Raw genomic sequence first — 20,373 nt, 5'->3', positions numbered from 1 at the left:
CTGGTGCCCGCGTGCCCTCTTGACCGATTGACGGACATTCCCGCACCAAACGATAGATCAGCAGGTCAGCGCCGGGATGGTGCGCTGGGGCCTGTGTGGCACCTGAGTATTCGGTGTGCAGATTCGCTGAAGAGCGCTTCCTCGTGTCAGGTGTCGTACGTACCGAAGGCGCCTTTGTGTAGGGAGTGTTTCCGCAGCGTGCTCAGAGGGTGCTGAGCGATGCTTGCGACTGGCATTACGGGGGAATTGACTCGGCCATCCCGAGAAGCTGAGATAGGCGGATAACGGAGATGCGCCCGACGTGAGCGGAATGGTCGATTCCGGCGGATACCTCGACGTTTGGCAGCGCTCGGCACCATTGACAATCTGACGGTCCGTCAGGATGGTGGTGTGCATGGCGAAGATGCGTGCGCGTCTGATCGGACTCCTCGTCCTGATGACCGCGTCCCTGACCACCACAGGCGCGCCGTCCGCCGCCGCGCCCTCCGCCGCCGCGCCCCTGCCCGGCTCCCTCTGGTTCGACGAGCAGGCCGCCACCGCGTTCACGGTCGACCACGGCCGCTTCACCGACGGACTCGGCCGCGAAGTGGTGCTGCGCGGATACAACGTCTCCGGCGAGACCAAGCTGGAGGAGAACGGCGGACTGCCCTTCGCATCCGTCGCCGACGCCAGGAAGTCCGCGACCGCACTGCGTGCCCTCGGCGGCGGCAACAGCGCACGCTTCCTGCTGTCCTGGGCCCACGCCGAACCCGCACGGGGCCAGGTCGACCACGCCTATCTCGCCGCCGTCACCGAGCAGATACGCGCCTTCCTCCAGGCGGGCATCCGCGTCTACCCCGACTTCCACCAGGACCTCTACTCCCGGTACCTGTTCAACGCGGGCAGCTGGTACACCGGCGACGGAGCCCCCAAGTGGGCGGTCGAGGCCGGTGGCTATCCACGGGAGTCCTGCGGCATCTGCCTCTTCTGGGGGCAGAACATCACCCAGAACGAGGCCGTGAAGCAGGCGGCGCACGACTTCTGGCACAACAGCGGCGGCATCCAGGACGCCTTCCTCGCAACCGCCCGGACCACCATGGCGTACCTCGCCGAACATCTCACCGCCTCAGAGTTCGCGGCCGTCGCGGGCTTCGACCCGTACAACGAACCGCACGCGGGCTCCTACGACTCCGGCCAGACCAGCCGCACCTGGGAGCGCGACCTGCTCTGGCCCTTCTACGAGAAGTTCCGGGCCCGCATGGACGCGGCCGGATGGCAGTCCAAGCCCGTCCTCGTCGAACCGAACCTCTTCTGGAATTCCAACCTCTCCTTCCAGAAGCAGGAGGGCGGCCTCCTCGACGCGGGCACCATCGGCCCTCGCTATGTCTTCAACACCCACTTCTACGACCAGAAGGCCATCTCCGGCGTCTTCATGTGGGGCAAGGCCTCCGACGGGCAGTACGCGGGCGACTTCGGAGCCGTCCGCGACCGCGCGGCGGGCGCCGGAACGGCGGCGGTCGTCAGCGAGTTCGGCCACCCCCTGACCGGGACGGTCTCCGACAAGGCCCCGACCGTCGGCAAGGCCATGTACCAGGCCCTGGACTCCCGGCTGCCCGGCGCCACCTGGTGGTCCCGCCCTCAGGACTCGGGACCCGTGCTCTCCGGTACGCAGTGGCAGTGGGACATCTACAACGGCCGCCACCACGAGCTGATGAACGGCAACCCCGACAAGGTCCGCACCGCCGGTGACGCCTGGAACGACGAGGACCTGTCGTCCGTACGCCTCGACGACGCGGGCACGCCCGTACTGCGGCAGGACGCCAGACTGCTCGACCGCCTCTACCCCAGCGCCACCGCGGGCCGCGCCCTCGCCTTCACCTACGAGGACCGCTCACGCGACGGATCGACCACCCTGACCTGGAATCCCGTACCGAAGTCGCTCCCGCGCGTCTCCGAGCTCGTCGGCTCCGGCCAGTACGGCCTCCTGCTCTGGCGCTCGGACGGCGGCGCCGCCCCCACCGAACTCCATCTCCCCGCAAGCTTCGAGACCGCCCGGACGACGGTCGTCTCCGACCTCGGCACGGTCAGCGGACTGCCGTCGTACGGGGCGGATGTACCGATCGCGGTGGCCCCGGAGCCGGGCGGGACGGGCAGCCGCCGTCTGCTGCTCACCGCCGGGAAGGCCGACGCCCTGCACTACGCGCTCGTCACCAATGGGGCGACCGCACCCTCGGCGGAGCTGCTGAGTGCGGCGCGGGCCGAACTGGCAGGGTGGGCGGCCGGCCGCGGCTGAGGCCCCGCCTCGATCACCCGTCGCCCCGAGCCGACGCCGAAGCCTCCCGATCCGTCGCCGCCGTCACGGCTGCCGCGCGGGCCCGTGCCTGTTGGGCACGTACCTCTTTGCTGGGCAAGGGACTTGTCCGGCACTTCCCTTGCCGCGATCTCCACTGCTGGTGGCCCGTTCCTCGACCACCCGCCCCTGATCCTCAACAGCGCTCATACCGGTCGGCTCGCAACCGAGTAGTACCGACGGGGCGTCACATGTCAGAGTGATCATCGTAAGATCGGATTGCGTTTGGGAACGGGGGCTGTTGCGTCGTGGGGTACACGATTCCTGAGGGTGTCGACACCATGCTCGATGTCGTCGGTGTGGGCTGGCCGAACGTCGACGAGGACGCGTACCGCGATATGGCCGACTCGCTGCGGGAGTTCGCGGACGACGCGGACGAGGACGGCCATGCAGCGCATCAGCACATTCAGCGGCTGCTCTCCAGCGGGCAGAGCGAGTCACTGACCGCGCTCGACAAGCACTGGTCGAAGGTGCAGGGCAAGCACAAGGACCTGGCGAAGGCCGCCCGGATCGTCGCGGGTGCGCTGGACCGGGTGGCGGACATCATCGTCGCCCGTAAGATCGCCGCGGTCGGTGAACTCGCCGATCTGTGCGCCACGGTGGGCATCACGCTCGCGTTCGCGCCGGTGACCGCCGGTCTGTCGACGCTCATCGCGGGCGCGAAAATCGCAGCCACCCGCATCGCCTTCAAGAGGATCCTGAAGGAGATGGCGGAGGCGGCCGTCGAAGAGATCGTCGCGACCCTCACCGAGCCCGCCGTCGCCGCGATCGAGAACGTGGTTTCGGACCTGGCCGTCCAGACCGCGATGAACGTCGCCGGCGTGCAGGACGGGTACGACACAGACCAGACCGTGAAGGCCGGCAAGGAAGGCCTCCAGCTCAACTCCGCCCCTGGGCCGGGTGGTCCGGGGCCCGGCGGCGGACCGGTGATTGACCACGACGCCCACGGCAATACAGGCATGCACCTGGCCAATGTGCAGATCTCGATGCGCAACAAGGCCGGAGGCAAGCTCGGCAAGGCCAAGGGGCACCACGGACGAGCCAAGGGCAAGGACGCGCTGACCGCTGTCCTCGACACGACGATCGAGCGCGTCACCGAGAAGCTCGGCAAGGCGCTCAAAGACCTCGGCGAGCATGTCGGCACGACCCTTCCCAAGGCCATCGGCAAGAGTTCGAAGACCCACAAGGAATCGGACCAGGACGCCCACGACGGCATCCGCAAGGTCAAGGGCGGTGACCGCAAGGACCAGGGCGACCTCGACGGGCGACGAGGGAAGTCGGGCGCTGCCCGCCCCCGTCCGAAGTCCATGCGGGAAGCGGTCGAGCGGGCGCGCGAACTGGCGATGTCCCTGTTCAAGCGGCGCTGCAAGACCGACCCCGTGGACGTCGCAAGCGGGGAGATGGTGCTGTCCCAGACGGATCTGGCCCTGCCCGGGGTCCTGCCGCTGGTACTGCGACGCACACACATCTCCAGCTACCGCTTCGGTCAGTGCTTCGGCACCAGCTGGGCCTCCACGCTTGACGAGCGCCTGGAGCTGACCGCGAGCGGCGCGGCCTGGGCCCGCGACGACGGCTCGGTCCTGGTCTATCCGCAACTCCCCGCGGAGAACGGCCAAGAAGTCCTGCCGCTGGAAGGCGACCGGCTGCCGATCACCTTTGTCGAGCGCACCGCACTGGGCAACGCGACCTACGCCGTCGTCGACCCGCACTCGGGTCTGACCCGGCGCTTCACGGGCAACCCCTATCAAGGCGGCGGCCTGTACTGGCTGGACGAGATCGAGGACCGCAACGGCAACGCCGTACGCATCGGCCGGTCGGAGGACGGCCTGCCGGTGATGGTGCTGCACGAGGGCGGTTACCGCGTGGCCGTCTCCTCGGACCCCGCACTGGGCCGTGTCACCGGGCTGGAGGTACAAACCCCGGACGGCCCGGTCGAGATCGCCGCATTCGGCTACGACGGTGACGGGAACCTGGAGTCGGTCGCCAACTCCGCCGGAACACCCCTTCGGTTCACCTACGACGGCGAGCGGCGCATCACGTCGTGGACCGACCGCAACGGCTACACGTATCAGTACCTCTACGATTCGGCCGGCCGCGTCGTGCGGACCATCGGCCCCGACGGCGCCTTGTCCTCCCACTTCGCCTACGACACGGCCAACCGCGTCACCCGCTTCACCGACTCCACTGGTGCGGTCACCGTCACCCGCCTCAACGACCTCGGCCAGACCGTCTCCGAGACCGACCCGCTGGGCAACAGCGTTCACTTCATGTGGGACCGCTACGACAACCTGCTCTCCCGCACCGACGAACTCGGCACCACGGCCCGGTTCACCTACGACGAACGCGGCAACCTGACCACAGTGCACTACCCGGACGGGCGGCAGGCGTCGGCCACGTACGACGACCTGCACCTGCCGGTGTCGATGACGGGTCCGGACGGCACGGTCTGGCGGCAGGCCTTCGACGAGCTCGGCAACCGGACCACGATCACCGCGCCCGACGGGACGTCGACCACGTTCACGTACGACGCGGCGGGCGCCCTCGCCACGGTCACGTTCCCCAACGGCGCCACGGAGCGGCGCACCAACGACCCTGCGGGCCTCACGCTTTCGGTCACCGACCCGCAGGGCGCCACGTACGCGGTCAGGCGGGACGCCTTTGGGCAGCCCCGTGAGTCGGTCGACCCGGCCGGTTCGGTCACCCGCATGGAGTGGACGCCGGACGGCTGGCTGTCGCGGCGCACGGCTCCGGACGGCACGAGCGAGTCGTGGACGTGGGACGAGGAGGGTAACTGCCTGTCGTACACCAACCCCATGGGCGGCGTCGTCCGGTTCGAGTACACGTGGTTCGACCTGCTCGCCGCCCGCACGGGTGCGGACGGGGCGCGCTACGAGTTCACGTACGACACCGAACTGCGGGTCACCGGCGTCGGCAACCCGCAGGGCAGGGCGTGGAGTTACGCGTACGGCCCGACCGGGCTGCCCACGTCGGAGACTGACTTCGACGGCCGCACCACCACCTACGAGCACGACGCCGGCGGGCGCCTCGTCGCCCGCACGACCCCGCACGGCCGACGCGTCACGATGTCGTACGACGCCCTCGGAAACGTACGGGAGAAGGACTCCGACGGAGTGGTCACCCACTACACCTACGACGCCGCGGACCGGCTGACCCGTGCCGACTCGCCGACGTCCACGGTCGCCGTGGAGCGCGACGCGGTGGGCCGGCTGGTGGCGGAGACTGTCGACGGGCGCACCATGCGGTTCGGCTACGACGCGTACGGCGAGCTGATCTCGCGCACCACACCGACCGGGGCCGTCGCGTCGTACGCCTATGACGCCGGCGGCAACCGGGTGCGCGTCGAGGGCTCCGGCCACGTCCTCGACTTCACACGCGACGAGCTGGGCAGGGAGCTGCAGCGCACGTTCGGGCCCGCCGAGTCGCCGGTGACGCTCGCCTCGGGGTGGGACGCGATCGGCCGCCTGACGTCCCAGTCGGTGTCCACGGCTCGGCGCACGGTCCGCTCACGGGCATTCGGCTACCGTGCTGACGGCCTGCTCACCTCGGCGACCGACCAACTGAGCGGGCTGACCGCGCGGTTCGAGCTCGACCCGCTGGGCCGCCCGCTCGGCGTCACCGCGGGCGACTGGTCGGAGAGCTACGTCTACGACGCCGCCGGAAACCAGACCGGTGCCCAGTGGCCCGACCGGGCACGGCACACGGAAAGCCGCGGCGAACGGGTCTATGACGGCACCCGCCTCCTCAGCGCGGGCGGGGTGCGGTACGAGTACGACGACGCCGGGCGGGTCGTGCTGCGGCAGAAGACGCGGCTGTCGAGGAAGCCCGACACCTGGCGCTACGAGTGGGACGCTGAGGACCGCCTGGTGTCCTGTACCACTCCCGACGGCACGGTGTGGCGCTACACCTACGACCCGTTCGGCCGCCGCACCGCCAAGCACCGCATGGCACCCGACGGGGCTACGGTCGAGGCCACCGTCCACTTCTCCTGGGACGACACACGGCTGGCTGAGCAGACTGACACCTCGACCGGGGTGACGCTGACGTGGGACCACGAGGGCTACCGCCCCGTCTCCCAGCTCGAACGCCGAATAACCGCGGACTCCTCGCAGAACGAGGTCGACAGCCGCTTCTTCGCCATCGTCACCGACCTCGTCGGCACCCCGACCGAACTCGTCGATGAACAGGGCGAGATCGCCTGGTACAACCGCTCCACCGTCTGGGGCCTCACGTCCTGGAACCGCGGAGCCGACGCGTACACCCCGCTCCGCTTCCCCGGCCAGTACGACGACCCGGAGACCGGCCTCCACTACAACCTCCACCGGTACTACGACCCAGAGACGGCCCGGTACCTGTCTGCGGACCCTCTGGGCCTCGCCCCCGCTCCCAATCCGGCCGCCTACGTCACCAACCCGTACACGTGGATGGACCCGGAAGGGCTGATCGCCAAGGGGTGTACGACAAGGGGCGGTTGGTACGGGGGACTGCTCCCGGCGAACCAGAAGAAGAACGGGCAGCGGATCTCCGCCGTCGACATGGAGGTCAACCACATCCCGCCCAAGTCGGCGTGGAAGGACATCATCGAGCCCGGTTTCTACATCGCGAACAAACCGCACAAGAAGCAGAAGGTCAACAACGGACCGGCCGTTCGGATGGAATTGGCCGACCATCAGAGGCTGTACAGCACGGGATACAGCTTGGAGTCGCAGGCATGGCAGCAGTGGCAGCGCGAACTCGTGAATCAGGGCCGCCTCACCGAGGCCATGCGAATGGACATCGACGACATCAAGGCCAGGTTCCCCGGCAAGTACGATGACCACATCAAGGACATGGTGGAGAGCCTGAAGGACAACAAGAACTTTCAAGCGCTGCTTACCAAGCGAGGGTGGACAATCGACGAGGCCGCCCTGCTGAAATGACAGGCCGTAACGCGTATCCGAAGGAGTGACGATGGAAATGGAACTGCTGCCGCACGTGGGTGTCGCGACATTCCGGCTGGGCATGTCGGCCGAAGAGGCCACGCGGGCGGCAGAGGAATTGGGTCTCCTCGCGACCGGTGCGGAAGCCGAGTCCGACCCGGGACAGATCCTTTTCACGCACGATGAGTTCAGGATGAATTTCACGCTCGGATTCATCAAGGGCGCGCTGGGCAACGTAGAAGTGTGGCGGTTCCGCAACGAGGATGCGGACGTGCGGGTCACACTCGACGGGCTCGACGTTTTCCGCACCCCGAGCGAGGAACTGCTGCAACAGTTCGAAGAGCGAGGCCACACCACCGAGGAGAACGACCTCGGCTTCGACGCCCTGCCGGACCTCAAGGTGATCTTCGCGAACAACAGCAGCTTCGAGTACCCGGTGGACGAGGACGGGGATCCCCTCTACTTCGACTACGTCCTGGTCACGACGGAGCCTGTCGGGTGACCCATCTGTAGTGGTCACGAGCGTTGTTGACGGTCGTGGGTCTTGATCATGGCGAAGACCTCCGGTGTGGTGGAGGTGTCCAGGCTCCACACCACGCACGGAGGTCTTCGCGTCCCACCGTCGTGCCCGGCTGACTGTCCTAAAGGGTGTTTTGCCCCGGCAGGGCTGTTGATGAGGAAGGAGACGGCTATGGACCTTGTTCTGGATCCGCCCCACGGCGCCGGCCCGGTTCGGCTGGGGATGACACTCGGCGAGGCCGTGGCCGCGGTTTCCCCGTGGGGTCCCCACAGGATCGTGGAGGAGTTCGACTACTTCGACGACGAGGACGAGGACGAAGAGGATGCGCCGGAGGAGGGGGAGGCCTCGAAGACCATCCATACGGCGCTCCAGGAAATCCGAGTGAACGTCCTGCTGGAAGGCTCAGGTGAAGCCGTCACCGCTGTCGAGCTGTGGTGGCCCGGCGAAGGCTGGCAGACCGACGTCCGGGTGCTCCTCGACGGTGAAGACGTCTTCCGCACCCCCGCCGAGGACCTGTTCCGGAGAGCGGCTGAACGTGGTTGGGCCGTGGATCAGGCCGAGGCCGAATACCCCTTCGTCCCTGGCGTCTCGCTCGGATTCACACGCCAGACCTCCCAGGAGGTCCCACGTACGCCCGACGGTCTCCCCGTCCACGTCACCTCGGTCCTGGTCGGCGGCGAGCACTACTACGACAACCGCATGAAGAACCGGGCCTGACCACGCACATGTGCCTGGAGGGGCCGCGTGTTCGCCGAATCTCGGGCATCATCGCCCGGGGACGAGCTGCTTAGATCCGCTGGCGTTGGGCGATGGCACCTGGCTGACAGTAGACGGCGACACCGTCCAGCGCTGGCGCACGGCCTGAGCCCGGGTCCCGCCCCCGGCCGGGCCCCGGGCCGCCGTTGTCGGATCACCTGCATCCGTCCTCGTTCACGTCGGTTCGCAGGACCGGCTCGCTCCTGTACTACGACCACGGCCTCGTCCGGGACCAGATCTACCCTTGAGTTGCTGCGCGCGCGGAACTGGCGGCATGGGCGGCCGGACGCGGCTGATTCTCGGTGACTGGCGGCAGGCGAGTGGCACAGTGACGCCATGGACTACGCCGCGCACTTCCACCGCGAGATCCTTGCGTTCGAGGCCGCAGCCCGCCGGGCGGCCGACGCCGACGAAGCCCCCATGGTCCCGAGCTGCCCCGGCTGGTCGGTGTCCGATCTGGTTCTGCATCTCGGCTCGGTGCACCGATATGTGACGCTCCTGCTCGAGGAACTGCCCGCGGAGCGGCCGGATCCGACGGACATCTTCTACCTCCGGCTTCCCGCGGACACCGAGTGTTGGCCGCGGCCGGAGAACGCGCCGAATCGCGGGCCGCTGGCCAAGGGTCTGCTCGACTGGTTCGCGGCGGGCGCCGCCGCGCTGGAGTCGTGCTTCAGGAGCATCGATCCGCAGGAGCCGGTGTGGGCATGGTCGCGGGAGCAGTCCGTCGCGTTCTGGCTGCGGATGCAGACCATCGAGGCGGCCGTGCACCTCTGGGACGCCGAGTGCGCGCTCGAAGCGGCCCGTCCCGTGCACCAGGACTTGGCTGTGGATGGCGTCGAGCACTTCACCGAGCTGATGATGCCTGTGAGCCGGTCCCGGAAACCGGCCGCGCCCGGATCGGGCGAGCGCTACCGGTTCCGGGCCACCGATGTCACGGGCACCTGGTCGGTGCGCTTCGACGGCGACGAGGTCCGGCGCACGGAAGACAGCGAGTCGTACGACGTCGAGTTGGCCGGTACGGCGTCGGAGCTGATGCTGTTCCTCTGGGGGCGGATCCCGGCGGACCGGCTCCGCGTGAACGGCGATCTGGCGATCCTCGCCCGTTACGGCGCCCTCGTCCCGCCCGTGTGATCACGATGGGGACAGGGCGTTGACCAGGTCGGCCACGGCGAGCGCGAGTGCCGGGAGGCCGGGGCCCGCCGGGCCGCCCGGTTCCGTCATGTAGACGTCCCTGCGGATCTCGATCATCAGGGCGCTGACGCGAGGGTCCTTGCCGTAGTACTTCAGCGGCACATACGTACCGGCGAAGGGGCTGTTGATGCCCGTACCGCCGAAACCGGTGAACGCCTTCTCGGCCGCGGCAACGAGCTCCGCCGGAGTGTGGAAGTCGTCGGCGCCCAGGCAGATCGGGGGCCGCGGGCCCTCGCCGTGCAACTCGTAGGGCAGCGGCTCGGTCGGGTAGGAGTGGATGTCGATGACGACGGCGCGTCCGGTGGCTGCCAGCCGCTCGCCGACCGCCGCGGTCATCGCCTCCGCGTAGGGATGGAAGTAACGGTCGATCAGGGGCTGAGGGTTCACGTCCGGTGAGCGCAGCCGCTCGCGGTGCGTGGTGTGGGTGTAGACGGCGCCCATGCCGACGGCCAGCATCTCCTCGCGCTCGTCGGGAAACCGCTCGGGATCCATGACCAGGCGCGAGAGTCCGTTGACGAACCGCCAGGGTGTCAGCAGACCAGCTTCGGCAGCTGCGGCCGCGATCTCCGCGGTGTGCGAGTCGGTGATGTGGTCGAGCTCGCGCTCCAGGGCCTCGTCGTCCAGCTCGATGCCGTCGCGGACGGGCGCGGGGACGGTCCGGGCGGAGTGCGGGACGTGCAGCAGCACCGGAGAGCGGTCGGAGCCGGGCAGCAGCCGGAAGGGTGGGGGAGCGTGGTCCATCGCGTTCCTTCCTGCCCGGCGACCGGAGATCGACGTGCATTCTACGGAGCCGGAAGAGGCCGTCTCGCTGCTGTCACCTCCTGGAGCAGCGCAACTGCCCGGGGTCGACGGCCGCGGCCATGACCTGCATCCCGGCGTCGTTGGGGTGCAGATGGTCCCCGCTGTCGTACGCGGGCAGGATCCGGGCCGGGGCCGCGGGGTCTTTCACCGTCGCGTCGAAGTCGACGACCTCGTCGAAGGCTCCGCTGCTGCGGATGAAGGCGTTGACTTCCTGGCGGACGGCCTCGCCGCCCGGTGTCCACTCCCGCCATCCCTCGTACGGCATGACGGTCGCTCCGACGACGCAGACGCCTGCGGTGTGCGACCGGGTGATGATCTGCCGGTAGGCCGCGATCATGTCGGCGGCCGTGGGGGCCGGGGTGGCCTTGATGTCGTTGATGCCTTCGAGGAGGACGACGGTACGCAGACCGCGCTGGGACAGGACGTCCCGGTCGAGCCTCTTGAGCGTGCTCTGGCCCGAGCCGTCGGTGAGGACCTTGTTGCCCGAGATGCCTTCGTTGGCGACGCCCTTGATACCGGAGCGGGGGTCGTCCTGGAGCGTGCGGGCCAGGAAGTCGGGCCAGCGGCGGTTGGTGTCGGCCGTCGACCTGGAGCCGTCGGTGATCGAGTCGCCGAGCGTGGCCACGGCGCCGGTGCCGCGTCGGGCGCTGACCACGGCCGCGTCGAGATAGAACCAGGAGCCGGTGCGTTCGGTGTACGCGGTGGCGGCGTCGTCCGCGGAGTGGTCGCCGGCGGGTGCGACGAACGAGGTCTGGAGGGCCAGCTTGTGGCCGGTGGCGCGACCGGCCGCGCGCTGGACGTACAGGCTCACGGCCAGATCGGACTGCGCGCGCACCGTGCCGGGCAGCGGATCGCTGTAGACGGTGCCGCCGGGCGGGACCGTGACCGTGGGCGAACCGCCGAAGGACAGCGGCCGGTTGCTGCCGGGCACCAGGGCCGCGCCGGAGGCCCGCAGTCCGGCGAAGGCGCGGCCGAAGGTCACCGGCTGGTCGCCGAAGGCGTTGGAGAGGCGGATCCGCAGCGCGCTGCCGCCGACGCTGGTGCGGACGACGAGCCGGTAGGTGCGGTCCTGCGTCGCGGCCGGGGCGATCAGGTCGGTGCTTGCGGCCCAGGTGACGACCGGGGATGTGCGCTGCGCGGGGCTGGAGGGCGTCGACTGCGCGGTGCCGGTCGTGAGGAGGGCGCCGACGGCCAGGGCGGCCGTCAGGGTGGGCAGGACGCGACGGCGCAAGAAGGGAGGCATGGATCTATCTGCGATGTCCATGCCATGAATTGACTCGCGGTCCTGTGCTCGCTGTCCATACCCCGGCAGGCCACTCCGGAAGGCACCCTGGACCTGCGTCGAACTCCCCGCCCCAGCCGGGGAGTTGCTTGCCGGTGCCCCCTCCTCCTGCGAGGATCGCATGATCGGTGAACCAGGATTCCTGAGCATCGAGGGAGCATCCAATGACCGGGAGCGAGTCGGCCGTCCCCAGGATCGACACCAGCAGGCCGCATCCGGCCCGGGTGTACGACTGGTTCCTGGGCGGCAAGGACAACTACCCGGTCGACGAGCAGCTGGGCCTGCACATCATGAGCATCGACAACCGCGCCAAGCATGTCGCCCAGACAAACCGGCGGTTCATGCAGCGCGTCACGCGATGGATGGCGGGCGAGGCAGGCATACGCCAGTACCTCGACATCGGCACCGGCATTCCCACCGAGCCCAATCTGCACCAGATAGCCCAGGGCGCGGTGCCCGACAGCTGGTGGGGCGGCTCGTCGAGGCTCTGCCGTCCGGCAGCTATCTCGTACTGTCGCAGCTCACCGCCGACTTCGACCCGCTCGCGGTCCAGCGCGGCGTCGACATGTACGCGGCCGGTGGCGTCACGCTCGTGCCGCGCACGCGCGACCAGGTCGGCCGCTTCTTCGAGGGCCTTGAGCTGACGGAGCCCGGCATCGTCCAGCTCACACAGTGGCACCCGGAGCTCGGCGTCGACGAGGAATCAGAAGGCGACGAGGCGGTCTCGCTCTACGCGGCAGTGGCGCGCAAGCCGTAGTCCATGGCATATACCGGTCAGGGGAGAGGCCGGGAGCCCGGGGTACCCAAATTCTGCTTATGATTTGGGTGTGTTCGACTCCCGGCACATCAGAACCTTCCACGAAGTGGTCAGGGCCGGTTCGTACTCGGCGGCCGCTCGCGCCCTGGGCTATACGCAACCGGCGATCACCCAGCAGATGAAGTCTCTCGAACGGGACGTCGGCACACCGCTGTTCATCCGGGTCGGCCGCGGTATGCGCCTCACCGAGGCGGGCGAGGCCCTGGCGCGGCACGCCACGGTCATCCTCGACCACATGTCCGCGGCCCAGCAGCAGATGAGCGCCCTCACCCGGCTGCGCTCGGGACGGGTCCGCGTCTGTGCCTTCCCCAGTGCCAATGCCACCCTCATCCCCGAGGCGATGGCCCGCCTCGCCGCCGCCCATCCCGGTGTGCGCGTCGACCTGCTGGAGAGCGAGCCGCCCGAGTCGCTTCAGCGCCTGGTACGCGGGGAGTGCGACATCACGCTCGCCTTCACCTATCCCGGTCTGCATGAAGAGGTGCCGGACGAGCTGGTGGAGATACCGCTCCTGGAGGACCAGTTGACGGTGCTCCTGCCGACCGGGCATCCACTGGCGCGGCGCAGAGCCGTGCAGCTGGCGGATCTGGCGGAGGAGCGCTGGATAGCGGGATGTCTGCGCTGCCGCGCCAATCTCCTTCACGAATGCGGCGAGCAGGGGTTCGCGCCGGACATCGCGTTCACGACCGACGACAATCTCGTGGTGCAGAGCCTGGTCGCCGAGGGGCTCGGTGTCGCGATGATCCCGGCGCTCGTACTGAACTTCCTCTGTCACCGCAAAGTCACCGGGCGGCCGCTGCAACCGGCCTCGCGGCGGCAGATCTCGGCGTACGTCCTGAGGGAGCATCTTCGGATCCCGGCGACGGCACTGGTCCTCGACGAGCTGAAGAAGGTCGCGGCGAACAAGATCGGTTGCTGAGCCGGCAGCAACGCACTTATAAGCGGAGCTTGGGAAGTCGCCAAGAAACCGTCGTTGGACGTGATGGGTCGGGCGGCTCGACGCTGCCCTTATGACCACTTCGACCGGATCGACCGCGTTCACGGCCGCGCGTACGACCGACCGCCTCGATGTGCTGATCGCCGAGGTGCGCGAGGCCGTCGGGCGCGGGCTGCCACCGGACCTGACGGCGTATCTGGTCGGTGAGCGCCTCGCACCGCATCTCGGCGCGGACGATCTGCTCACCTTCGAGCAGTGCGAGAGCGACCCCGCCCGCTACCGCCAGCATCTGCTGCACGCCGAGCACGACGGAAGCTTCTCCGTCGTCGCACTGGTCTGGCTGCCCGGCCAGGGGACATCCGTGCACGACCATGTGTCCTGGTGCACGACCGGAGTGCACGAGGGCGAGGAGTACGAACGGCGCTACCGCCTCCTGCCGTCCCCGGCCACCGGCACGGCCGCGCGTCTTGTCGCCACCGGCGATGTCGTCAACGGCCAGGGCGCGGTCTGCGGATTCGCGCCGCCCGGCGACATCCACCGGGTCTGGAACGCTGGCTCCGGCCGGGCGATCTCCCTCCATGTCTACGGTGCGGACATCTCCCGTCTCGGCACCAGCGTCCGCCGGGTCTACGAGCTGCCGGCCGACCGCTGATGGCGCTGCTGAGGGAACGGGCGGCCAAGGCACCCCCTTCCGCGCTCGCACCCCGCAGACTGCCCGGGCTCGCGCTCGCCGCCCTCGGTGTCGGCGTCGCCTGGTCCGTGCATCAACTGCTGCCGGACATACCCATGCTGACCGTCGCCGTGGTGCTGGGAATCGTGGCGGCGCATCTGCCAAGGGCGCGCGCGGTGGTCCGGGGGCCGGCCCGCCCGGGACTCTCGTACGCCGCGAAGCGCCTCATGCGCATCGGCATCGTGCTGCTCGGCCTGAAGCTGAGCCTCGACGACGTGCTCGGCCTCGGCTGGGCCACGGTCACCATGGTGCTCGGCGTCGTCGCGGCGACCTTCCTCGGCACCTGGTGGCTGGGCCGCCGGATGGGGCTCCCGGGTGATCAGCCGCTGCTGATCGCCGCCGGATACTCCATCTGCGGGGCGTCCGCGATCGGCGCGGTGAGTGAGGCGACGGACAGCGACGAGTGCGACGCGGCGACCTCGGTGGCGCTGGTGACCCTGTGCGGGACGCTCGCCATCGCCGTACTGCCGCTGCTGCAACTGCCGTTGGGGCTCGGCGACGCGGAGTTCGGGCGCTGGGTCGGCGCGAGCGTGCACGACGTCGGCCAGGTCGTGGCCACCGCGCAGACCGCAGGATCCGACGCGCTCGGTGAGGCGGTCCTGGTCAAGCTGATGCGGGTGGCGCTGCTCGCCCCGCTGGTGGCGGCGGTGGCGGTGTCGGTACGCAGGCGGCGCGCCGGGTCCTCGTCGGCCTCGCAGGCCAGCAAGAGGCTGCCGCTCGTCCCGCTCTTCGTCATCGGCTTCCTGGTGATGGTGGCCCTGCGCAGTACGGGCCTGCTGCCGACGACCGCCATCGACGCGGCACAGCATGCGCAGGAACTCCTGCTGGCTGCCGCGCTGTTCGGTCTGGGCAGCGCGGTCGACCTGCCCTCCCTGACCCGTACCGGAGCGCGGGTCGCCGCACTGGGGCTGAGCGCGTGGGTGGTGGTGGCGGGGGTCTCGTACGCGGGAGTGCAGCTGGTGATGGGCTGAGAAGCCGTTGCGCAATCGATCTTGGAGCGCGGTGGTCGAACGGGTTTCCCTCCGGGGTGATCTACGGCGGCCGACGCCGGACCGTGAGCGGCGGTATCCCTCGGACATGACGGATACCGAGTGGGCCGGGGTCCGCAGCCTGTTGCCGGTGCGGCAGTCCCGAAGGATCTAGCCTCTCGACGCTCCGCTGACCCGTCGCTGCCACGGGTCACCCTGGCCTGCACCGAACTTCCCGTCAACGATCTAGTGGGCCCCGCTCGGGGACGATGCCTACGGCGTGCCGGGAAGCCGAACCGTGACGAGGAGACCGCCGGCGGGGCGGGGGACGAGGTCGAGGGTCCCGTCGTGGGTGCGGACGATGCTGTGCACGATGGCAAGGCCGAGGCCGACGCCGGCGTGCTCGTCGGTGCGTACGCGTTCCGTTCCGCGCTGGAAGGGTTCGGTGAGGGTCGGCACCAGTTCCGGTGGGAGCGGATGACCCGTGTTCTCGACCCGCACCACGCTCGCGTCGCCCTGCGCTTCGGTGTGGACCGTCACAGTGCCGCCGACGGTGAGGTTGTGGACGATGGCGTTCTGGACGAGGTTCATCACCATCCGCAGCAGGAGCTCCGCGGAGCCGCTGGTCCGTGTCGCTCCGCCGGTGACGTCGAGCGTGATCCCGCGCTGTTCGGCGAGGGGGAGCAGGGTTTCGGCGGCCTCTTCGGCGACGAGGGAGAGGTCGACGCTCTCGCGGGTGAAGTTCCCGCGGTCGCTGCGGCTGAGCAGCAGGAGGGCCTCGGTGAGGTCGACCGCGCGCGTATTGACAGCCTGCAGGCGTTCGAAGAGTTCGTCTTGGTCCCGCGTGGGGTCCCTGCGGGCGACGTCGAGCAGCGTCTGCGAGATGGCCAGCGGGGTGCGTAGTTCGTGGGAGGCGTTCGCGGCGAACCTCTGCTGCTCGGCGACGTGCGACTCGAGTTGTTCGAGCATGGTGTCGAACGCGTCGGCGAGTTCACGGAATTCGTCCTGGCGGCCTTCCATGCGGATCCGGTGGGACAGCGATCCGTTCCCGGCCATGCTTGCCGCGGCCGTGATCTGTGTGAGCGGTGCGAGCATCCGGCCGGCGAGGATCCATCCCCCGACGAGGCCGAACACGAGCAGGAAGACCATCGCAACGGCCGCCGCGGGGGCGAAGGTGCGCACTAGGAGGTAGCGGTTGGGCGAGATCCCGAGAAGGCCCTGGGGGTTGTCGGGTACGTAGCGCAGCAGGAACACCCACACCACGGCCAGCAGGAGAGCGCCGGCGACGGCGAGGAACCCGGCGTAGCTGAGGGTGAGTTTCAGTCTGACGCTGAGCCCTGGGCGCCTATGCATGCGTGCTGCCGGGGCGGGTGGTGTCGGGGCCGGTGTCGATGCGGTAGCCGACACCCGGCACCGTGGCGATGATCCATGGTTCGCCGAGCCGTTTGCGCAATGCGGAGACGGTGATGCGGACGGCGTTGGTGAAGGGGTCGGCGTTCTCGTCCCAGGCCCGTTCCAGCAGCTCTTCGGCGCTGACGACCCCGCCTTCGGCGGCGACGAGGACTTCGAGCACGGCGAACTGTTTGCGGGTGAGCGCGACGTAGCGTCCGTCGCGGAAGACCTCCCGGCGGAAGGGGTCGAGGCGCAGGCCCGCGATCTCGCGGACCGGGGGCCGGGCGTACGCGCGCCTGCGGTCGAGCGCCCGCAGCCGCATGACGAGCTCCCGCAGCTCGAACGGCTTGGTGAGGTAGTCGTCGGCACCGAGCTCGAACCCGGACGCCTTGTCATCGATCCGGTCGGCGGCGGTGAGCATGAGGATCGGGATGCCGCTGCCGGAGGCGACGATGCGCCGGGCGACGTCGTCGCCGGAGGGGCCTGGGATGTCGCGGTCGAGGACCGCGAGGTCGTAGGAGTTGACGCTGAGCAGTTCCAGGGCGGAGTCGCCGTCGCCGGCGATGTCGGCGGCGATCGCTTCCAGCCGCAGACCGTCACGGACGGCTTCGGCCAGGTAGGGCTCGTCCTCCACGATCAGTACGCGCATGTCTGAAGCCTAAGCAGCACAACATATCGCCGACGTATGCAAGGACGTGTGCCCACCGGACACGCGACTCAGCCTGCCGGTGCCAGCGCGGGGCGAGGCTGGTCCGACGGCGCTTCTGCCGTAGTGCGCCACCAGCGGCGCGACGCCAGCGCGGCCAGCACGGCGCCGGCGGCGTTGACCAGTACGTCGTCCACGGAGGACACCCGGTCCAGCCGCAGGACGTACTGTGCGGTTTCGACCAGGACCGAGCAGCCCGCCCCGAGGGCCAGGATCCGCGGCACGGACGCCAGCGCCGCGAACCGCATCGGGGCGAAGAACCCCAGCGCCGCGAAGATCAGCAGGTTGCCGATGATCCCGAGCGGCCCCATCGTGAGCAGGTCCCGCAGCGGTACGAGGCTTACTCGGCCGGGGACGGTGCCGGCCCCGGCGCCCGGCATCATGGTCAGCCACAGGAACGGCACCGTCCCGTGGACCATGCCCACCTCGGCCAGCGACATCCGCCACGCCGATGTGCCGCCGGCGGCACGCCGACTGCGCGCCAGAGCCCACACCACGAGCGCGGCCAACGGCAGCGTGACCAACGTCATGAGCACCACACCGTTGAACGTGTCGAAGCAGCCGTGCCACCGCCCGGCCATGCACATCGGAGCGGACATCATGAGCGGCCGCCGCACGACGAACGTGGCGCTCGCAATGCCGAGGATCGCCAGGCTGAAAAGCGCGATCCTGCGCGTGCGGCGGGGCGGTGCTGACAGGGATGCGTTGTGGTTCATGCCCCCATTGGAGACGGAGGGCGGTCGCGGTGGCGTATGCGATTTTCGATACGCCCGCGATACACGGAATCCGCGGCATCAAGGAACTGGCGCAAGCTGGCAGTGAGATGCAGGTGCTGGACGACTACTCGTCCGTGAACATCGCACTGCCGAGCATCCAGGACGAGCTCGCCGTCACGCCCGCACATCTGCCCTGGACCGTGAACGCCTAAAGGCTGTCACGTATGGGGCGACAGTCTTCCCGTGAGGGCGAGGTTGTGAAGTCGGGCGATGCCGAGCATGGCCTGGTGGACGCCGTCGCCCTTGAGCCGGTAGCTCTGATGGGCCCCTTGGACGTCATCATGGGTAGCCATGAGGCAGGCCATCGCGCGGCGCTGGAGTTGGCGGAAGCGTCACACCGGAGCGCCCCCGCCTTGCGGGCGGCGCACGCACCGGACCCCGCTCACTGATCCGGCCAAGCAGCGCCGGACACCCGCTGGCGGCCCCGCCGCCGGCGTGCCCGGGACGCAGGGCTGGGGCAGCGGAGCAGGACCGCCCGGACCCGTCCGGTGAGAGGGGGCGGCGAGCCTGACACCCTCTCAGCAAGCACATGGGCAGATGCTCATACGTACAAGAAGGCAGTCTCCTGACAGGCTGTTAGGGGCAGCGCTTGCCGGCTCCCGTGACAGTGAGCGTCCCCCCTTGCGCGGGAGTGCGTGTCGCCACCCGATCGCCGCATCCCCCCGACGTTCCACCTTCGGGCCTATCGCAGCCCGTGCGACCTGCGGGAATCCCGCGACGGGAATCCGGCGCGCGCCGGCCGGCTCGTTTCGGCCCGGCCGTCGGATCGCAGGAGCTGCTTGTCTTGGCACTGGAGCGCGGCACTCTCGTCGGGACAGCTGGTCCTGCCCCGCGTCGGTCGAAAGGTCGTGAAATGCGCACCGCACGTATTCTCGCCTGTGCCGCCTTGACCCTGTGTGCCCTCGGTCTCCCGGAGACCGCAGCCGGCGCCGATGAGTCCGAGGTCTTCGTCAGCCCGCAGAAGGCTTTCCCCGGCTCGACCATCACGGTCAGCACGGAGGTGTGCGGGCCGGACGTCACGTACGCCAAGGGGCAGGCGGCGGCCGGAGGCCAGATCAACCTGACCGAGGGGCAGCGCAGCGGTGAACTGGCCGGCGATTTCACTGTGCCGGACACTGCCGAGGAGGGTGTGTACACCATCACAGTCCGGTGCCCCCCGAAGACCAGTGTCGAGACCAGCTTCGAGGTCGTCAGCCGCCCGGAGGGTGCGGTGCACGGTGGATTCGGCGGCGCTGAAGGGCTGAACGGCACTCGGGCCGCGGTCGGCTCCCTGCTGATCGCCGGTGCGGCGGCCGGCGGCGTGCTGAGGATGCGGCGGCGTCTTTTCGCCGGCGGCCCCGCCTGACCGACCGGGTTCAACGGTCGGCAGACAATGCCCCTCCACACACCCACCGACGCCCGGATCACCATGGGAAGCACACAGCCCGCCCCCTTAGTGTCGACGAAGACTCTCGTCGTCGTCATGATCATCGGCATCGCTCTGCTGAACAGCGGCCTGCGCGGTGAAACGGCTCCACAGCCGTCCGCCGCGCAGGCCCATGCCGCCCCCAGCCCGCAGGTCTTTGCCACTCCCCGCGGGGCCGGGGCACCGGGCTCGGTCCGGCAGACCGCTGGTGCCCCGCCGCTGAACGGCCCGACCGGCTCGCGGTCCCTTTCCGCTCCGGTCGGACTGCGTATCCCCGCCATCGGTGTGGAGGCTCCGATGATGAAGCTCGGGCTGGACGCAGACGGCGCGCTTGAAGTGCCACCGGTGGACAGGCCCAACCTTGCCGGCTGGTACGCCGACGGCGCGGCTCCCGGAGAGCCCGGTACGGCCATCGTGGCCGGCCACGTCGACACCCCCACCGGCCGCGCCGTCTTCTACCCTCTCGGTGCCGTCACCAAGGGGAACACCGTCGAGATCACGCGCCGTGACGGACGGACCGCGATGTTCGCCGTCTACGCCGTCGAGGTGTACTCCAAGAGCGAGTTTCCGAGCCGGAAGGTCTACGGCAGTTCCGCCGACCCTCAACTGCGCATCATCACGTGCGGTGGCGGCTACAGCAAGGACACCGGATACCTCGGCAACGTGGTCGTCTACGCACGCCTGACCAGCCTGAACTAGGGGGTGTCTTTTGGATCAGGCCGGATGAGGGAGCGGGGTCTGGCGATGGGGGCACCTCCCGTGCCCGAAGGGCTACGGGGGAGCATCGCAGGCCGGAGGATGGGGGTCCCCCCGCCGAAGGCAGGGGGAG

Annotated in this window: 17 protein-coding genes and 1 pseudogene; 12 read left to right on the top strand and 6 right to left on the bottom strand. The window is 69.2% G+C overall.

Going from position 1 to position 20,373, the window contains the following annotated elements; translation table 11 throughout:
• Positions 1-394: 394 nt before the first annotated feature.
• The 5 genes from ABZS64_RS27610 to ABZS64_RS27590 all read left to right on the top strand — a co-directional run bounded on the left by ABZS64_RS27610 (position 395) and on the right by ABZS64_RS27590 (position 9,673).
• Positions 395-2,272 carry a cellulase family glycosylhydrolase gene (locus ABZS64_RS27610; protein WP_355835122.1) on the top strand — a complete coding sequence of 626 codons (1,878 nt, stop codon included), beginning with the start codon at positions 395-397 and terminating at the stop codon, positions 2,270-2,272.
• A 338-nt stretch (positions 2,273-2,610) separates the two neighbouring features.
• A complete protein-coding gene (locus tag ABZS64_RS27605; RefSeq protein WP_355835119.1) occupies positions 2,611-7,266 on the top strand; it encodes an RHS repeat-associated core domain-containing protein in 4,656 nt (1,551 codons plus the stop codon).
• A gap of 31 nt (positions 7,267-7,297) precedes the next feature.
• Positions 7,298-7,768, top strand: a complete 471-nt coding sequence (locus tag ABZS64_RS27600; protein WP_355835117.1) for a hypothetical protein — start codon at positions 7,298-7,300, stop codon at positions 7,766-7,768.
• A gap of 189 nt (positions 7,769-7,957) precedes the next feature.
• The gene (locus ABZS64_RS27595) at positions 7,958-8,503 is read left to right on the top strand and encodes a hypothetical protein (RefSeq protein ID WP_355835114.1); all 546 of its coding nucleotides are present in this window, start codon (positions 7,958-7,960) and stop codon (positions 8,501-8,503) included.
• 375 nt (positions 8,504-8,878) lie between these two features.
• Positions 8,879-9,673, top strand: a complete 795-nt coding sequence (locus tag ABZS64_RS27590; protein WP_355835111.1) for a maleylpyruvate isomerase family mycothiol-dependent enzyme — start codon at positions 8,879-8,881, stop codon at positions 9,671-9,673.
• On the opposite strand, the gene ABZS64_RS27585 is transcribed toward ABZS64_RS27590, so the two are convergent.
• Together ABZS64_RS27585 and ABZS64_RS27580 are read right to left on the bottom strand one after the other, a co-directional pair.
• A complete protein-coding gene (locus ABZS64_RS27585) occupies positions 9,674-10,474 on the bottom strand; it encodes an N-formylglutamate amidohydrolase (protein ID WP_355835108.1) in 801 nt (266 codons plus the stop codon). It lies immediately after the preceding gene.
• A gap of 73 nt (positions 10,475-10,547) precedes the next feature.
• Positions 10,548-11,798: an SGNH/GDSL hydrolase family protein gene (locus ABZS64_RS27580; protein ID WP_355835105.1), complete on the bottom strand. Its 1,251-nt coding sequence runs from the start codon at positions 11,796-11,798 to the stop codon at positions 10,548-10,550.
• A 182-nt stretch (positions 11,799-11,980) separates the two neighbouring features.
• Between ABZS64_RS27580 and ABZS64_RS27575 the strand changes: the two are divergent.
• The 4 genes and pseudogenes from ABZS64_RS27575 to ABZS64_RS27560 all read left to right on the top strand — a co-directional run bounded on the left by ABZS64_RS27575 (position 11,981) and on the right by ABZS64_RS27560 (position 15,268).
• Positions 11,981-12,573 (top strand): annotated as a pseudogene (locus ABZS64_RS27575) (SAM-dependent methyltransferase).
• Positions 12,574-12,643: 70 nt separating this feature from the next.
• Complete coding sequence (locus ABZS64_RS27570) at positions 12,644-13,549, top strand: LysR family transcriptional regulator (protein WP_355835102.1); 906 nt, start codon at positions 12,644-12,646, stop codon at positions 13,547-13,549.
• 91 nt (positions 13,550-13,640) lie between these two features.
• Positions 13,641-14,219: a cysteine dioxygenase family protein gene (locus tag ABZS64_RS27565; RefSeq protein WP_355835099.1), complete on the top strand. Its 579-nt coding sequence runs from the start codon at positions 13,641-13,643 to the stop codon at positions 14,217-14,219.
• Positions 14,219-15,268 carry a putative sulfate exporter family transporter gene (locus ABZS64_RS27560; protein ID WP_355835097.1) on the top strand — a complete coding sequence of 350 codons (1,050 nt, stop codon included), beginning with the start codon at positions 14,219-14,221 and terminating at the stop codon, positions 15,266-15,268. Before ABZS64_RS27565 ends, ABZS64_RS27560 begins: the two co-directional genes overlap by 1 nt.
• 270 nt (positions 15,269-15,538) lie before the next feature.
• Here the strand turns inward: ABZS64_RS27560 and ABZS64_RS27555 are convergent, their stop codons facing one another.
• The 3 genes from ABZS64_RS27555 to ABZS64_RS27545 form a co-directional block, all read right to left on the bottom strand.
• A complete protein-coding gene (locus ABZS64_RS27555; RefSeq protein ID WP_355835094.1) occupies positions 15,539-16,618 on the bottom strand; it encodes a HAMP domain-containing sensor histidine kinase in 1,080 nt (359 codons plus the stop codon).
• Entirely contained in the window at positions 16,611-17,306 is a 696-nt protein-coding gene (locus ABZS64_RS27550; protein ID WP_355835091.1) for a response regulator transcription factor, read from the bottom strand. The genes ABZS64_RS27555 and ABZS64_RS27550 overlap by 8 nt, the downstream gene beginning before the upstream one ends.
• Positions 17,307-17,374: 68 nt before the next feature.
• Entirely contained in the window at positions 17,375-18,079 is a 705-nt protein-coding gene (locus ABZS64_RS27545; protein ID WP_355835088.1) for a VanZ family protein, read from the bottom strand.
• A 29-nt stretch (positions 18,080-18,108) separates the two neighbouring features.
• Between ABZS64_RS27545 and ABZS64_RS27540 the strand changes: the two genes are divergently transcribed.
• Positions 18,109-18,291, top strand: a complete 183-nt coding sequence (locus ABZS64_RS27540; RefSeq protein ID WP_355835085.1) for a hypothetical protein — start codon at positions 18,109-18,111, stop codon at positions 18,289-18,291.
• Positions 18,292-18,297: 6 nt separating this feature from the next.
• Here the strand turns inward: ABZS64_RS27540 and ABZS64_RS27535 are convergent, their stop codons facing one another.
• Positions 18,298-18,432 (bottom strand): hypothetical protein, encoded by a 135-nt coding sequence (locus ABZS64_RS27535; RefSeq protein WP_355835219.1) that lies wholly within the window; start codon positions 18,430-18,432, stop codon positions 18,298-18,300.
• 560 nt (positions 18,433-18,992) lie between these two features.
• Between ABZS64_RS27535 and ABZS64_RS27530 the strand changes: the two genes are divergently transcribed.
• Both ABZS64_RS27530 and ABZS64_RS27525 read left to right on the top strand, forming a co-directional pair.
• Complete coding sequence (locus tag ABZS64_RS27530) at positions 18,993-19,484, top strand: hypothetical protein (protein ID WP_355835082.1); 492 nt, start codon at positions 18,993-18,995, stop codon at positions 19,482-19,484.
• A gap of 117 nt (positions 19,485-19,601) precedes the next feature.
• Positions 19,602-20,243 carry a class F sortase gene (locus ABZS64_RS27525; RefSeq protein WP_355835217.1) on the top strand — a complete coding sequence of 214 codons (642 nt, stop codon included), beginning with the start codon at positions 19,602-19,604 and terminating at the stop codon, positions 20,241-20,243.
• Positions 20,244-20,373: the final 130 nt, after the last annotated feature.

This window comes from Streptomyces sp. NPDC005408 (assembly GCF_040606445.1).
GTDB lineage: Bacteria > Actinomycetota > Actinomycetes > Streptomycetales > Streptomycetaceae > Streptomyces.
This window is presented reverse-complemented; position numbering and strand designations above follow the sequence as displayed.